The 13,980-nt window shown below is 65.0% G+C and carries 18 protein-coding genes; 9 read left to right on the top strand and 9 right to left on the bottom strand.

Features of this window, described 5'->3' with window-relative positions:
• Nucleotides 1-1,097: 1,097 nt before the first annotated feature.
• The 3 genes from J8J14_RS23605 to J8J14_RS23595 form a co-directional block, all read right to left on the bottom strand.
• Nucleotides 1,098-1,451 (bottom strand): hypothetical protein, encoded by a 354-nt coding sequence (locus J8J14_RS23605; RefSeq protein WP_209381998.1) that lies wholly within the window; start codon nucleotides 1,449-1,451, stop codon nucleotides 1,098-1,100.
• The gene (locus tag J8J14_RS23600; RefSeq protein WP_209381997.1) at nucleotides 1,448-2,134 is read right to left on the bottom strand and encodes a ParA family protein; all 687 of its coding nucleotides are present in this window, start codon (nucleotides 2,132-2,134) and stop codon (nucleotides 1,448-1,450) included. Before J8J14_RS23600 ends, J8J14_RS23605 begins: the two co-directional genes overlap by 4 nt.
• Nucleotides 2,135-5,274: 3,140 nt before the next feature.
• On the bottom strand, nucleotides 5,275-5,502 hold the full coding sequence (locus tag J8J14_RS23595) for an AbrB/MazE/SpoVT family DNA-binding domain-containing protein (protein WP_209381996.1): 228 nt from the start codon (nucleotides 5,500-5,502) through the stop codon (nucleotides 5,275-5,277).
• Nucleotides 5,503-5,652: 150 nt separating this feature from the next.
• Here J8J14_RS23595 and J8J14_RS23590 point away from each other — a divergent pair, with 150 nt between their 5' ends.
• On the top strand, nucleotides 5,653-7,650 hold the full coding sequence (locus J8J14_RS23590) for a Fic family protein (protein ID WP_209381995.1): 1,998 nt from the start codon (nucleotides 5,653-5,655) through the stop codon (nucleotides 7,648-7,650).
• Between the two features lie 98 nt (nucleotides 7,651-7,748).
• Here the strand turns inward: J8J14_RS23590 and J8J14_RS23585 are convergent, their stop codons facing one another.
• Nucleotides 7,749-7,940 (bottom strand): MbcA/ParS/Xre antitoxin family protein, encoded by a 192-nt coding sequence (locus J8J14_RS23585; protein WP_209381994.1) that lies wholly within the window; start codon nucleotides 7,938-7,940, stop codon nucleotides 7,749-7,751.
• Between the two features lie 202 nt (nucleotides 7,941-8,142).
• Here J8J14_RS23585 and J8J14_RS23580 point away from each other — a divergent pair, with 202 nt between their 5' ends.
• The 6 genes from J8J14_RS23580 (at nucleotide 8,143) to J8J14_RS23555 (ending at nucleotide 10,671) form a co-directional block, all read left to right on the top strand.
• A complete protein-coding gene (locus tag J8J14_RS23580) occupies nucleotides 8,143-8,544 on the top strand; it encodes a hypothetical protein (protein WP_209381993.1) in 402 nt (133 codons plus the stop codon).
• Nucleotides 8,541-8,918 carry a hypothetical protein gene (locus J8J14_RS23575; RefSeq protein WP_209381992.1) on the top strand — a complete coding sequence of 126 codons (378 nt, stop codon included), beginning with the start codon at nucleotides 8,541-8,543 and terminating at the stop codon, nucleotides 8,916-8,918. The genes J8J14_RS23580 and J8J14_RS23575 overlap by 4 nt, the downstream gene beginning before the upstream one ends.
• 2 nt (nucleotides 8,919-8,920) lie before the next feature.
• On the top strand, nucleotides 8,921-9,127 hold the full coding sequence (locus J8J14_RS23570) for a hypothetical protein (protein WP_209381991.1): 207 nt from the start codon (nucleotides 8,921-8,923) through the stop codon (nucleotides 9,125-9,127).
• Nucleotides 9,127-9,465 (top strand): hypothetical protein, encoded by a 339-nt coding sequence (locus tag J8J14_RS23565; RefSeq protein WP_209381990.1) that lies wholly within the window; start codon nucleotides 9,127-9,129, stop codon nucleotides 9,463-9,465. Before J8J14_RS23570 ends, J8J14_RS23565 begins: the two co-directional genes overlap by 1 nt.
• A gap of 3 nt (nucleotides 9,466-9,468) precedes the next feature.
• A complete protein-coding gene (locus tag J8J14_RS23560; RefSeq protein ID WP_209381989.1) occupies nucleotides 9,469-9,831 on the top strand; it encodes a hypothetical protein in 363 nt (120 codons plus the stop codon).
• A 240-nt stretch (nucleotides 9,832-10,071) separates the two neighbouring features.
• A complete protein-coding gene (locus J8J14_RS23555) occupies nucleotides 10,072-10,671 on the top strand; it encodes a dual specificity protein phosphatase family protein (protein WP_209381988.1) in 600 nt (199 codons plus the stop codon).
• 37 nt (nucleotides 10,672-10,708) lie between these two features.
• On the opposite strand, the gene J8J14_RS23550 is transcribed toward J8J14_RS23555, so the two are convergent.
• The 3 genes from J8J14_RS23550 to J8J14_RS23540 are packed head-to-tail and all read right to left on the bottom strand — an operon-like array spanning nucleotide 10,709 to nucleotide 11,794.
• Nucleotides 10,709-11,059: a hypothetical protein gene (locus tag J8J14_RS23550; protein WP_209381987.1), complete on the bottom strand. Its 351-nt coding sequence runs from the start codon at nucleotides 11,057-11,059 to the stop codon at nucleotides 10,709-10,711.
• Nucleotides 11,060-11,081: 22 nt separating this feature from the next.
• On the bottom strand, nucleotides 11,082-11,582 hold the full coding sequence (locus J8J14_RS23545) for an MbcA/ParS/Xre antitoxin family protein (protein WP_209381986.1): 501 nt from the start codon (nucleotides 11,580-11,582) through the stop codon (nucleotides 11,082-11,084).
• Nucleotides 11,570-11,794, bottom strand: a complete 225-nt coding sequence (locus J8J14_RS23540; RefSeq protein WP_209381985.1) for a hypothetical protein — start codon at nucleotides 11,792-11,794, stop codon at nucleotides 11,570-11,572. Before J8J14_RS23540 ends, J8J14_RS23545 begins: the two co-directional genes overlap by 13 nt.
• Nucleotides 11,795-12,021: 227 nt before the next feature.
• Here J8J14_RS23540 and J8J14_RS23535 point away from each other — a divergent pair, with 227 nt between their 5' ends.
• Together J8J14_RS23535 and J8J14_RS23530 are read left to right on the top strand one after the other, a co-directional pair.
• Entirely contained in the window at nucleotides 12,022-12,261 is a 240-nt protein-coding gene (locus J8J14_RS23535) for an AbrB/MazE/SpoVT family DNA-binding domain-containing protein (RefSeq protein WP_209381984.1), read from the top strand.
• Nucleotides 12,262-12,316: 55 nt separating this feature from the next.
• Nucleotides 12,317-12,544, top strand: coding sequence for a hypothetical protein (locus tag J8J14_RS23530; RefSeq protein WP_209381983.1), 228 nt, complete (start codon nucleotides 12,317-12,319; stop codon nucleotides 12,542-12,544).
• A 28-nt stretch (nucleotides 12,545-12,572) separates the two neighbouring features.
• Here J8J14_RS23530 and J8J14_RS23525 read toward each other — a convergent pair whose 3' ends face one another.
• Nucleotides 12,573-12,719, bottom strand: coding sequence for a hypothetical protein (locus tag J8J14_RS23525; protein ID WP_209381982.1), 147 nt, complete (start codon nucleotides 12,717-12,719; stop codon nucleotides 12,573-12,575).
• Nucleotides 12,720-13,110: 391 nt separating this feature from the next.
• Nucleotides 13,111-13,980 (bottom strand): IS3 family transposase (locus tag J8J14_RS23520; RefSeq protein WP_209381981.1); only part of this gene is annotated, 870 nt, incomplete at its 5' end.

Genomic DNA, 13,980 nt, shown 5'->3' with positions numbered 1-13,980 from the left:
CCGCGGCGAAGCGGGTCGGCAGGCAGAGCATGGCGGCGTCTCTTGGCGGGGACGCATCCACCCTAGCCGGTCAGCCCGCTCCGCCGCCTCTCCTCAGCTCAAATGGCCAAAGTCGAGCTAAGTGCCTGCCGAGAAAGGCAGACAGGCCCGGATTTACTGGTTTTCTGGTCGGCAGCGCGGAACAAACCTGGCCTGCGCCCTGCCGTGCCGGGTTCGGCGCGTACCTGCTCAACTGCCGCCGCAGTCGGGTTGAGCTTCCGTTCGCAAGGACGAGATAGCGCCCTGCCGGGCATCTCTCTGCTGAATAGCCACATGGGCTGCCTGCCTGAGCGCGCGGTAAGCGGCATAGTCTGGCCGGAAGCAGCATGTCCGCTTCCGAGGCGTGAGAATGGAGGAGCGGACCTCCGCGCGTGCGGCCGTAATCACCATGCTGGAGACAGCCACGCGAGAAGCTGCCTGATCTCGCCGATAGCATCTCAGCCTCGCCTCCACTGAGGCAGAGCAGTAGAGAATAGGGACCGCCAGATCCCTCCTACGCCGCGAGGGGTCCCATAGTGCGGCAGCGACTGTTCCCAAGTCGCGCCAGGCAGATGAGGCCGCCTGCCCTCCCCTGAGCCGCCGGGAGGAGCAATCGACCGAGCAGCCTCAGCTACCGCGCCGCGCGGGGTGCTGCGGTCGTAAGAGTCCGCGAGTGAATTGAGGGAGAGCCAGGCCGCAGCGTCACCACGCCGGTCCCGTGCTTGGCAGGGTCTCCTCGGCCGCATCGGTCCCGCCACGTCGCTCGCGGCGGACCGACGATCTGTCACGGGTTGTAGCCGCCCGCTGCCGTTCACGCATAGTGCAGGTGGCACACCGAACTCCTCACATCCCGATCCGCATTCCGCCCAAATCGGCGGCGCAAGTTCCAGCCTGCCGGGAAGTTCGGGGGAGCACCGGGGAGCATCTACCCAGCGAGCACCTTGGGTGCAGCCCCAGCGGCGGCGGTGGCGCGTGAGTTCGCATCGGGCGTCGGCTCACTTGAGCCGCCGCTGCGGCCCGGCTCGCACTCACCAAGGGGCTACTTGGTCGCTACCAAGTAGCCTCTGTGTAGCCTCCTTTTAGCCCTTCTTGGCTGCACGCTCACGCTGCAGCGCCGCCACCGCATCCGCAAAGACCATTCCGAGGACATCCCCGCTCTCATCCGCGAGCCGGTAGAAGGCGTCCATGTCCTCTTGCCTGACCTTCAGGTTCAGCTGCACGTTGCGGCCCGTGCGGTACCTGCGAGGGTCGCGTCGGGCAGGACCAGCCGTCGCCGCCGGCTCGGGCTGCTGAGTGCTCGGCTCCCTGCTCCGGAAGCCGGCACCCTCGGCGACCCCCCTCACCTCCTCAGGGCGCGCGGGTGACTTCGGTGCAAAACCGCTGAGATCCAGGTCGTCCTCGCTGCTGAACAGCTTCGCGCGCTCGCTGCTCACGCCGCAGCCTCCTTCAAGGCCGGCTTCCTCAACAGCGCGACGACCTCTGCCGCAAGTTCACGGGCGTTTTTTACGGCCGCATCGAGGCCACCGACCTGTGTACTGCTTAGATGCTCGACCGTGCCTCCGAAGGAGAAAATGGCGCGAAACGCCTCCCGCTCATGCATCTGTGTCCGAAAGATGGGTATCCCGGCGCCATCCAGCTCCGCCCGGATGTGCTGCAGGGTGCGTGGACGGATCGCAGCCGAGGTACGCGTGAAGAGTACCGCGTAGGCAATGGCGCGCCCGAATGCCTTCTCCTGCTGGCGGATGAGGCGGATCGCCTTTGCAGCCTCTGCTGCATCCAGCTGGCTACCCTGAACAGGAACGATGACGAGGTCAGCGCGGCTGATAGCGTATGCGACTGTCATGCTCGCGGTCCCCTCAAGGTCCACAATCACAAACGGGGTAGTCTGTGCCGCCTTTTCGATCTCGTCGATAATCGTCGCCTCGGAGACGTCGGAGAGTACCGTCAGGTGCTCTGGCCGGCCCGGCCGCTTCGCCCACGCACTTACCGGGCGGTTCGGGTCGGCGTCGATCAACGTGACCGGGGCACCGCGCTGTGCGAGCTGTGTAGCCAAGACGACCGAACTCGTGGACTTTCCGCACCCTCCCTTGCTGCTCGCCATGCAGATAGTCGGCATCGTTGTTCTCCCAACTCACCGGCCTGCCATCCCCTGACAGAGTAGCCGCGCCCACTGGCCGCTTCCCGGATGCGGGCAGAAAGTCGCCGGACAGCCGACCGGAAGTCAACCAGTAGTCTCCCAGTTTCCTATTGGTATCCGTCAGGTCACTAGGAGGTACCAGCGAGCCACTTGGCTCCACATCGGGAGTTATGGCTCGTCGGCGTAGCGGTCCGTGGGAACTGCCAGCTAGCGCCACCTCATCCTGCCGGCTGCACGAAATAGCCTTTAAGTAGCTAGCCAGTAGCCAATGGGACGCTTCCGGTTGACGCTCCCCCGACCCGCGTCCGGCCTGCGCGGGCAAGGTAATTCCCTATCACGCGTCATCAAGCATCTTCGCTGGTCGCTGTTTAGTAGCTATCCGAAAGCGCGCCGGCTACCGACAGGGTGCGGTCAACTAGCTTGCTGTCGGCTACTTCGTGGCTAGCGAATAGCTATCCTGGTTTCTCCGGACCCGCGGAAGACCGAACACCACTTGATCCCTGCTGGGCCGTGATCAGCAGGGCGCCTCACACCCTAGCGGCCGATTGCGAGCAGGGACCAAAGAAGCGGGCGACACGCTGCCTCTCGCTGTTTTCTGGCTGCTGCGAAGTTCTTGAGAAAGCCCAGCTTGCTGACCTGAAGGAGCAGCCAATCGACTATTTGATGCGGCGCGCAGAGGGCCTGTCCCTCGGGGTAACCACACCTGGAAACAGAATCCTCTGGAGGGTTGTGCTTATACCGTGAGCGTCGGAGAGCTCGCCGCAATTTACAGATAGGCGCCTGGTAGGCGGCTGGGCGCTATCCGGCAGCTAACTGATAGCAAACGGCTGGTAGTCTGCGAGCGGGGAAGAGAGCCCGCGGGGGGAGGGAGGCTCAATAGCCTCCCCGTGGCTACTCCGTAGCTACCTGTGTGCTAACTGGTAGCAAGCCAGTTCCCGGCAAATGAGTCATGATAATCTCGCCGGCCGTCACCGCGTAGCTACCACGTAGCGGCCCAGAGGCTACTCGGTAGCTACCGGTTGTCCCCTCAGTGCCACGTCGAACGCCACTCGATGTTTTTTGGGGCGGTTTCGAGACCCGCCCGACCGTGGAAGCAGTTCCGGGAGAACTCCACCTAGTTTACCGGATAGCTGGTGGCCACGGGTTTGCGAGGCCGTGTACCAATCTTCGTCCATTGCGGCACGCGGTACTTACGACAGCGGTGATGCCGACCCGGTGCTTGCTGGGAAGTCAAGAAAGGTCGCCTGTTGAGGTGAGCAACTCCGTCCCGTATGACGGAACCAAGCTCGGGAAAGCTGCCAAAACGAGAAACCTTTGGTGCGGACAGCCAGATCCACGTGCCCGTCCCGAGATGTCGCCATTCCACCTGCAGTGCGGCCGTACGCAAACCCGCGTCGTGGTTTCCCCTACATCAGGAACGATCCGGCGGAGCGCGCTGTTTCTATGGGTTTCAACCCGGCAGCGGCGGCAGTGTAGAGCGAGCAGGGGGCCGAATAGCTCTGCATTCTGGCGCATGGCGGGGGGTGTACCAGAGGGGAGGGGAGGGGACCGGAGGGATCACAGGACGTGCTTTCAGCGATGCTCTGACTTAGGTGCTTCTCCAAAGGCAGAGGTCATCGTGCTGAGCCATCGCGGCGCGACGCTACCACCTCCTCTTAGGCCCGGTTGCGCTGGTGCGGGCGGGTCAATACCGCAGGTAGCCGCGCAATCCACGGCGCCTCTGCTCACGGTTTGCTTACCGCAAGCACACAGCTTGCCTTCGGGTAGCCGGCGGCACGCTACCGAGTAGCTACCAACGAGCGTGGGTTGTGGTTGTAACCCTCATCAGCCGAGTACAGGCAGAAGCTTATAATTGGCGTTTCGCCGGGACGGACTGACCCGGGGAGGGGGAGGCGAAGGGAGATCCTCAAGCTCCAAAGTCTGCGCGCCCTAACGCCCAGAGTATAAAGCGTGATGCTTGCTTTCCGGTAGCCCCTCGCGGGCTACCGGGTAGCTATCTGTTAGCGCTCGATTCCGCTCGGACTAATCTCATCGGGAAGCAAGCGTAAGCTCATGATAATTGGCGCCAGTACCTGCTGCATGAGGAGGGGAGGGGAGGGGAGATCCTCGGCTCTTCAGGCCTGCCTTCGCTAACGCCATGGAAACAGCAGCTCTGAGCGAGGTAGCCCGGCGTCTTTGCTGCTGCCCTAAGCGAGGGTCGGCCGGGCTTACCTTGGGCACCGCTGTCAGCGGTATAAGCCCAAAGGCTCTGAGCTAGTAATCCGATCGGAGTCTGCGGATCGAGCCCGAGTTCATCAGTGAGGCACTAGCGCGTCAGCCAGGGGCTCCCCTGGTGGACCACCTTTCCTGGTGCCTCACCAAGGAGGAGGGCGCCTGTGGGGTCTGCCGGTACTTCAGCGTGGAATGTGAACTCTCCGACCGCCGTCAGGGTCGCGCGCCCAGCCGCATGCGGCGCTAGCGACGACCAACGGGAGCCGCATTGGGTTAGTGTCCCAGTTGAATCCGGACGGCAGATCTTACAGTAGCTCGGTATGCGGCCAAGGGCCTCCGCGCGCTGCCAAGCCTCCGCCGGGGTCGCGGCAGCAATAAACTGGTCCCCCTGCCCGACCGGCGACCCGGACGGACCGACCCCGCCGCGGCAGTGCGGGCAGTCGGCGCGGTGGACCTTGCTGTAGCCTGCTACGTGGTTGTCGTAGACATAGTAGTCAGACATTGGCTTCCTCCTCCTGTCGCAACCCATCGCGTCCACGCTTGCCGCCAAGCATAGGGTTGCCCGGGCCGGGTTACGATGGCACGCCCGGTCAGGGGTGGATTTCAAACTGAGACACTACGCGCATTGGCCCGATGAACGGCACAGCCAAGCATGACGCGTTATGGTCGTCGACTGTCCGATGTTTGCGCCCCCGGAGGGCGCAAGGAGATGGCCGTGACGAGTGAGAGGAAGCCCGAGGGGCTCGAGCCGTTAGCTGGGGCCATCGCCCGGGGGGCAGAGGCTCAGGCGCACCTCATAGAGGCTGCTGGCTGCTCCCTGATGGAGAATAGGTTGGAAGCCGAACGCTCACGGAAACACCATTAGTGCGCCGGATTGAGGCTTCTTCCGACGCGCAGCACCGGTCCGGTCACTTCGCGAGGGCACGAAGGATGTCGCGGTCCTCGTGCATGATCTCCTTGGCCAGCGACATCTGCCGTTCGAACTCAGGGTTATAGGGCGTGAGACGGTAGCTGCCGTCCGGGGCTTCGGTCAGGTAGAGCGTGTCGCCCTTCCGCACCTTCAGGAAGGCCATCGCTTCCTTCGACAGGATGAGGCCCGCAGACAAGCCAACCGTCGTGACCTTCAGGTTCAGCATCGGACCCTCCCGTATAACGTTCGTTATATGAAAGGCGTCTGGTGCGAGACAATCCGTACCCATCCGGCGGGTGCCGCCTTCCCTGAGCTGCGCGTCCGCTGATCTTACGGGCGTTCGTAAGAGTGTCGGTAAAAGCAGGCGGGGCGTGGGATGGAGATCATCAGCGGGGTGGAGTGGCGCCGACGCTGGCGCATCGAGGACAAGCTCCGAATTCTCGCCGAGATCGACGGGGGCGCCACGCTGACGGATGTCGCGCGGCGATACGATGTCAGTCGAGGCCTGCTCTGGCAGTGGCGGGACGCCCAGCGGCGGGGGCGGCTCACGTCGGAGAGGACGACCTTCGTTCCGATCCGCCTCGTCCCCGAACTCGCCGAGCCCGGTACCGTGGAGGGATCTGCGGACCTGCCTGTGCTGCCGCAGCCAGATGTCGCGGCAGAGGGCAATCGCTCCGTCGAGATCGCCCTGCCGGATGGTACGGTCCTGCACGTGGCCGAGGATATCGGCCTGGTTGGGCGCTCATACACACATGCTCCGCCAGTCACCAAATATCCGCTTTTCCGCATCGAGGCGTTTTTGCAATCGCAATTCGCTGATGCTAAGCGTTCTTCCGCAATGCAGCCCGAGTTCCGAACCCCTCGCCTGTTCAAGGAGCGCCTGATCCCAGACGGGGCTCGGCTCGTCGGCTACGCCGCCCTGGTCCAGGCGCTCCGCGTCGACGTCCCCCTGCGGCTGGTGGCCTGCGTGTCGTCGGGCTCGGTGCGGGAGAGCCGCCGCGAGGCGGAGGAACTGATCCTCTTCGACCGCCGGTACAGCCCAGATGACACCGTCGGCGGACACCTGATCTTCGCCCTACGGCACGAAGAACCCGATCTTCGCGTCCTGAAGCGCATCTTCGATGCCCTGCCGGACGAGGCGGTCGTCGAGATCGTGCGCGCGGCCCCCACCGGCGCCTGGGCACGCCGGGCCTGGTTTCTCTTCGAGTGGCTGACCGAGCGCCGCCTCGACGTGCCGGACGCGGCGGCGGGGAACTACGTCGATGCCCTGGATCCGGCCGCCTGCTTCGTGGCCGCACCGGTGAACTCGCCCCGGCACCGGGTGCGCGACAACCTGCCCGGCGTGCCCGGCTTCTGCCCGGTGATCCGGCGCACCCCCACCCTCGAGGCCTTCGCTGCCCAAGACCTGGCCGAGCGCGCGGCGGGGATCGTGCGCGGCGCGGACCGGCGGGTGCTGGCCCGGGCCGCGAGCTTCCTGCTGCTCGCCGATAGTCAGGCGAGCTTCCGGATCGAGGGCGAGACCCCGCCGCGCAACCGCGTCGAGCGCTGGGGCCGGGCAGTCCTGCAGGCGGGCGAGCGGCCGCTCTCCGTACCCGAGTTGGAACGCCTGCAGTCGATCCTCTTGGAGGACGTGCGCCACATCGCCGTCGGTCTCCGGACCGAGGGGGTCTTCCTGGGCGACCGCGATGCCGAGGGTGCGCCACTGCCGGAGCTGATCGGGGCCCGCCCGGTCGACCTGCCGGGCCTCATGACGGCGATGGTGGCGGCCAACGCCCGCATGACGGCCGGCGGCCTGGATCCGGTGCTGCAGGCCGCGGCGGTGGCCTACGGCTTCGTCACCGCGCACCCCTTCGAGGACGGCAACGGGCGCCTGCACCGCTTCCTGATCCATCACGTCCTCGCCGAGCGGGGCTTCTCGCCGCCGGGGGTCCTCTTTCCCGTCTCAACGGCCATCCTGGCGGAGATCGAGGCCTACGGCCGCCTGCTCCGGGACCGCTCGGCCCCGCTGATGGACCACATCGAGTGGCGTCCCACCCAGCGGGGGAACGTCGAGGTACTCAACGACACGCATGACCTCTACGCCCTGTTCGACGCCACCTCCTTCGCCGAGTTCCTCTACGGCTGCGTGGCACGCACCGTTGAGGATGACCTGCCCCGTGAGATCGCGGAGATCGAGGCCTATGACTGCGCACGCCGGGGCATCGCCGGCCTCTTCGACATGGCCGATCAGCGGGTGTCGCTGCTGATCCGGCTCGTGCGCCAGAACGGCGGCCGGCTCGCCAATGGGCGGCGCCAGAAGGAGTTCGCCTCCCTGCGCGACGACGAGGTGGAGGCGGTCGAGCGGGTCATCGCGACGGCCTACGACAATCCGTGACATCAGCGCCGATCACAGCTCTCCGCGAACGCCACCTCGGCGCGGTCCAGCGGCTTCTCGCTTCGCGTCAGTTCGACGGCTTCATCTGAGGCACGTCGTCAACTGGCGAGGCCATGATCAATGAGGGTAAGCAGCTGCCATACTTTCAGACGGCCGGCCTCATGGTTCAGCAGATCGGCCGGCCTTCTGCCTTCCAGCGCCGTCGTCGGCCGCGCCAGCCAAATGGCAGCACGGTCCGGATCACCGAAGGTCCGGACGGCATGATCACGCAAAGCAACCTCGTCCGGCATCCCTCTCATCCCTGAAAGCCTGCAGCAAGAGATAGGGACCACGCGCCAGAGCGGGAAGGTGACACCCATAAGATCATCCTGACCTACCCGATTATACGTACGCAAAACTTGTGGGGGCACCGAACGATTGCATCCCCGGGTTGCTAGGCAACCAACCGGCCAGGAAGTATGTTCCCTTTCCGTTCTGTAGTGAGGTTGCAGCGTGGCGGACGATCCCAGGGGTGACCAGGCGGATACCCCGGAACCACCGGAGCCCAGCCGTCCAGGGAGCGACCTGGAAGTCTACGCCGAGATCGATCTGTGGCTGATCGTGGAGTGCTGCCAGCCAGGTCAGCCGCCGACGCAGCATCCGCAGGGCTACATTCGGTCGCACGCGCGGCTGAGTAAGGACGGCCGTCTTCGCGGAGCGCCCTACATCAGCACCCCCCTGCAGGGCGTGGACACCGCTGCTGGCTTCGTACTGAACCAGGAGCACAAACGCATCGTCCTGGTCGAGCCGGCGATGCCAGAGGACGAACTCCTCGATTCCATCGTGGACATGAGGAAGCGTGCCGAGCGGTCCTGGGGCCTCTCGCCGGAAACGGTCTGGAGGCGGGTCATATGACCGGCGCACTCCCGCTGACCGGCGCGCCACGGTTCCTCCCGCGCTGCGCGAGCAGAACCATCGGCAGCTGGATGATCGTGGAACGCTCCACGCCGGGGCAACCGGCGAGGCTGCACATCGCCGGTGTCGAAGTTGGCCGTCGGTACCCTCGCCCCGGCCCCCGCCTCAGGGATGGGCTCAAGACGGTCACGAAGACGCTCCAGCATCTCGACCTCGACGAGGGGTTCGGGATCGACCGCTTCGGCCGGCGTATCGCGCTGTCTGGTCCCGCCCTGCCCTCTCAGGAAACGGCCGCTTTCCTTGAGGAGCTGGCCCAGACCGTCGCGGAGCAGGAGGCCTATCCCGAGGGATCGACATGGCGGCAGGTGGCCTAGAGATGCCAGGAGATGTGTGCACGACGAGAGTCGGACGGTACGTCATCCTCATCGACGTCGATGGACGCACCCACGCGATCGCTCCGACCTCCGTCGGCGCGATCTGCGAGGAGGACGGCCAGTCCATCCTCCTGCTGCCGGGCGGGAAGGTCGTGATCATCGAGGCGGACGTGATCCGTACCGCCAGAATCCTGTCAGGAGAGGGCTGATGCCTGAGAGCGCCCGGATCTACCGGTGGGCCATCGTCGAGTGCTGCGAACCCGGTAAGGAGCCGACGCAGCACGTGATGGGCTGGATCAACGAGCACAGCACCTTCACGACAGCGATGGACGATCTCTACAAAAACGATCCTTATCTCGGCTCTCCCCTGGCCTCGATCGACCTTGAGAAGCGCCAGGCGGTAAACCGCCGCGGCCGGGTGATCGAGCTCCTTGGCCCGCCGGCGGAAGGCGGCACTGAGATCCCCGCCACGCTCCAGGCCATGCAGCAACGGGCCCACCACGCGTGGAGGCTGCCGGAGGGCACCACCTGGCGGCGGATCGCCTGAGCCATGACGGCCGACGACGACGCGATCGGTCCTGACGGATACGTCCGGCTGCGATGCTACGTGCCGCTGCAGGACACCACCTTCTTCAGCCTGTTCTGCTCAGAGCCCAAAGGCTGCGGCCGCGTCGCGAGTTCCTCCGTCGGCCGCGCCATCTCGCTCATGGGAGGGGATGGAAACCGGACCACTCAGGAGTTCGCGGCACGTCTGCGCTGCGCCGAGTGCGGCAACCGCCGGATCGAGGTTAGGGTCTCGATCGATCCTCGAACACACGAGACGAGACTGCGCGAAGGGCTGCTGTCTGAGGTGCGTGACGGGGATCTCGCCTTCGCCGGTGCCTCGGGGGCGAGCCATGACCAACCCGGATGAGGGGGCAGCCCCGACGCCGCGGCGGCGCGTCAGCTACATCTGCGCGCCCTGTGCCAGGGCGAATGGCGGCGTCTGGCCAGAGGGGCACCTGGCGACGTGGACGGAGGACACCTGCGATGCCTGTCGGGTGCTGACGGGTGTCGCCTCGACGGGCGACTGGAACTGGCCCCATGGCCTTCCCGCTGGTTGGTCCCCTGGCATGAGGGACTGACCCGTGGGCCCTCTAGAGGACGACGATCGATGAGGCCCCATCATCTGCCCCCTCGTGGGCCTCTGGCCGTTTCAGGCCTGACCTGGGCGCAGCGCTGGAAGCGCAGCTATTCGGCGGTGCTCACCCTGGAGGACCCGGACCAGCGGCAGTCCAGGAGGCTGCGCTTCCATCAGGACCCCCACCCCGACCACCTGGTGCTGTGTTTCGTCGACATGGATCGGCCAGCCCCGCCGGCTTACGCATCGATGCCGAGCTTCCGGATGGCCGAGCGGGCCGACATCGAGAGGGCGCTGGAGTTCGGCCGGGCGAGCGCCAGTGGCGGCCGCCTGCTGGTCCATTGCAACGTCGGCGTGGGCCGCTCGCCCGCTGTCGCCCTGGCCATCATCGCGGATCGGCTCGGGCCCGGGCGTGAGCGGGAGGCGCTCGACGAGCTCATCCGGATCCGCCCGCAATCCGTCCCGAACCTGCACATCCTGGCCCTCGCAGACGCTATTCTCGGTCGCGACGGCGCGCTCGTTCAGACCGTCCTCGAATGGGAGCGGGACAAGCCAGAGAACACGGCACGGCGGCGGGACAACCGCGCCGCTCACCTCGCCTACTATGGCGTACCGCTCGGGGCAGATGATTGAGGTCGGGAACGACGCCAGGGCTGAAAGAGGGCGGATTTCAGTCCGTGGGAAAAACACCCTTGGGGACCGATCCCTTTCTGGCCAGCAGGCGCTTGCCAAACTCATCCTCACCGTCCTGGCTCAGTCGCGAGTACGGGGACGGCAGCTTTCCTTCGTCGAGCCAGCTATCCAAAACCCGGATCAGCAGTTCCTTGGTGCCGACCCCGTTCCACTGCCCGGGCAGATCGGCAGGACCGTTCTCGAGGAAGAAGAGGGTGCCCTTCTCGTTCGAGTGAATGGCCGCGCCCCGATAGGTCCAGGACGGACCTCCATGCTTGCCTTGCTGGGCAAGCAGCTTCGGCTCGGGACGGGGCGCCGACGCCGGCGTTTCGGGGATCAGGTCAGGCATCAGGGACTTTCGTACGCGCCGCTCACGAGATGACGAGGTCCGTGTCTCGGTACGGCTGGGCCTGCCGGTCCAGGGCTTCAACCGGCTCCATGTAGATGCCGCCCTGCGCCGCATCCAGGAAGCGACGAACCGTCATGAGCCCCTCCTGGGTGCCGCACGCGATCAGGTCGAGCGGAAGCCGGCCACCGAAGACAGTGGCGCCGTGAGGCGTCCGGAGCCATGCGATCCCCTCCTGCTCGCGCCTGTGGAGGACGCCGAGCGCTTGGTGGATCCCCAGCACAGCTGAAATCCGGGTCAGGGTGTCGACGCTGAGCGTCAGTTCACCGTGCTCCCGGGCGGTCTTTGCCCATTTGTGGAAGGTCGAACGCGCAGGGAACCCCAGGATCAGGAGCCGCTGACCCTCATCGAGCCGCCAGAGGTCTGCGATGGCCAGAAAAGTCCGCATCGCCGGTGCGCTGAGGCGCCGCCGGTTCTCTGGAAAGAACCGGCTCTGGTCGAGGTGGTCAGGCATCAGGGTGGACATGGCTTTCCTTGCTCTGACGGCTCTTCAGCGTCGAGGAACGACGCCAAGCGCTCGAAGGAGTCCGGAAAGGAGTGCGGTGCGTCATCGGGCACCTCGACGGTCCTGACATAGGCCAGGGGATGAAGGGCCTGGTGATCGCCGAACAGTTCCGCTTCCGGGATGCCGGGAGCATCCCCATCAACCTCTCCGGAGGTCGGCTTGGTATCGTCCATGGCATCTGCCCCTCCCCTTCGCCTCTCCACGAGAGACTTGCTCTGCAGAGCGTCGTGGCAAGCGGAAGCTTACCATTCAGGTCGGTGCATCGGTTCAAGAGTTAGCCAGATCGGCATCTCAAAATGTCCCGCATCAGCGGTGAGGTCACAGGCCTCATCACCAATCCCTTGCCCCAGAAACAGGGCGAACCTAGCCTTGCCGTCCGCACTGCCTGCCGGAGAACGCTATGACGACGGTCAGATTGCGGCGACACGGCAACTCGGTCGGGATCACCTTCCCTGCGGAAACGTGCATCCGCATGGGCCTAGAGGCCGGCCAAGAGCTTACCCTGATTGAACTGTCCGACGGCGTGAAGCTGGTCAGGCGCAGTGTCGCATTGGAACGCCAGCTACAACTCGCCCGCGAGGTGCTCCAGGAGCAAGCGGACGCCCTGCAGGAGTTGCTAGACCAGAAAGGTCGGACGTGATCAACTTCCTCGCCTTCAAGGCCTTGTCCGTGGGCGAGACCAGAGGCCAGGAGCGATGAAACGGTCAGGCATCACGCTCGACTTCGAGGTGACGCATCGGGTCGTGGGGGAGTACCACGTGTTCTTCGTCCCCAAGGACGTTCCGGAGGCGCGCGGAGCCGGTCTGATCGTCTCTGACAAGGACAAGATCAGGGCCTTGGGCCTCTTCGAGGTGGCGATGGCAACCGCCAGGCGGCACGGCAAGGTGCCCCAGAACGCCCGCTGGCACCTCCAGCCTGAGTAGTTCACGTTGAAGACCCGCACGCGCCTGCTCAAGCTTGAGCATCGGCCTCCGGCTTGCCTTCACCGCTGGATGGCAGATCACCTGGTACGGCGTCTTCCTGGGACGAAACGGGTAACAACCCGTCCATATCATAATCATCGCTTGGCCAGAACGAAACGCTCTGCAGCCAGCGCATCACATCGTCCTCCGTCTCCGTAGCGGGCTCTGGAAGGACATGCTTCGCCGTTGCTGCCCCATCGCTGGACGGCAGTCCATGCTCATCGTGGAGGCTGTGGTCTGTGAAGCCGGGGTTACTCTCTGGGAGAGCAGAGACTTCCTCCAGGGGGGCCTCAAGGCGCTTTCGCTGAGCTGTCCTGTCCATAGCCGGCACCTCCCTGATCTGGTGTGCGCTCCGTTCACATGGCCATTAACTTAGTAACTGCAGCCACAACTTAGTGACTGCAGTCACGTCATCGATACCTGGTGTGGTGCGGTAAGGATCGGAACTGTGGAGTGTCCGTCGTCGAATGCTTTGGGACAGGTGAGGTGCTGAACTAACGGAGGCTCGGGCTCATCTGGGCTGGAGGTTAGGCGGCTCGGCGCTGATGCAGCAAGCGCCGCTGCTGGATGGTCTGTCGCTTGATGCGTTCACGCTTCCGCATGATGGTTTGTCCTCGGCCAAAGTAGACATCGGCTGGGGTGAGATTCTGCAGGCTCTCGTGGTAGCGCTGGTGGTTGTAGTGCTCGACGAAGGCCTCGATCTGCGCCTCGAGGTGGCCGGGCAGATAGTAGTTCTCGAGGAGAATGCGGTTTTTGAGCGTCTGATGCCAGCGCTCGATCTTGCCCTGGGTCTGCGGATGACAGGGGGCACCACGGACGTGCTCGATACGCTTGTCGTCGAGCCATTTGGCAAGATCGGCTGCGATGTAGCAGGGGCCGTTGTCGGAGAGCAGCCGCGGCCGGTGCAGGACCTTTGCCTGCCCGCAGCCTGAGGCGGCGAGTGTCGCCTCCAGCGTCTCGGTGACATCCGCGGCTGCCATGCTGGTGCAGAGCTTCCAGGCGATGATGTACCGGGAGAAGTCGTCGAGCACGGTGGAGAGGTAGAACCAGCCCCAGCCGGTCACCTTCAGGTAGGTGAAGTCCGTCTGCCAGAGCTGGTTGGGCGCCGTTGTCTTGCGATGGAACTCATCGGCTGCCTTGACCACGATGAAGGCCGGGCTGGCGATCAGGTCCTGCGCCTTGAGCAGGCGGTAGACCGAGGCCTCGGAGACAAAGTAGCCCTGGGTGTCCGTGAACCGCACCGCGAGCTCGCGCGGGGACAGCTCCGGCGCTTCCAGCGCCAGGTCGATGATCCGGGACCGCACCTCATCGGGGATGCGGTTCCAGACCCGCTCAGGCCGGGATGGCCTGTCCTCGAGCGCCGCGGGGCCGCCTTTCTGGTACAGATCATACCAGCG

It is taken from the genome of Pararoseomonas baculiformis, from assembly GCF_017813395.1.
Classification (GTDB): Bacteria; Pseudomonadota; Alphaproteobacteria; order Acetobacterales; family Acetobacteraceae; genus Roseomonas; species Roseomonas baculiformis.
This window is presented reverse-complemented; position numbering and strand designations above follow the sequence as displayed.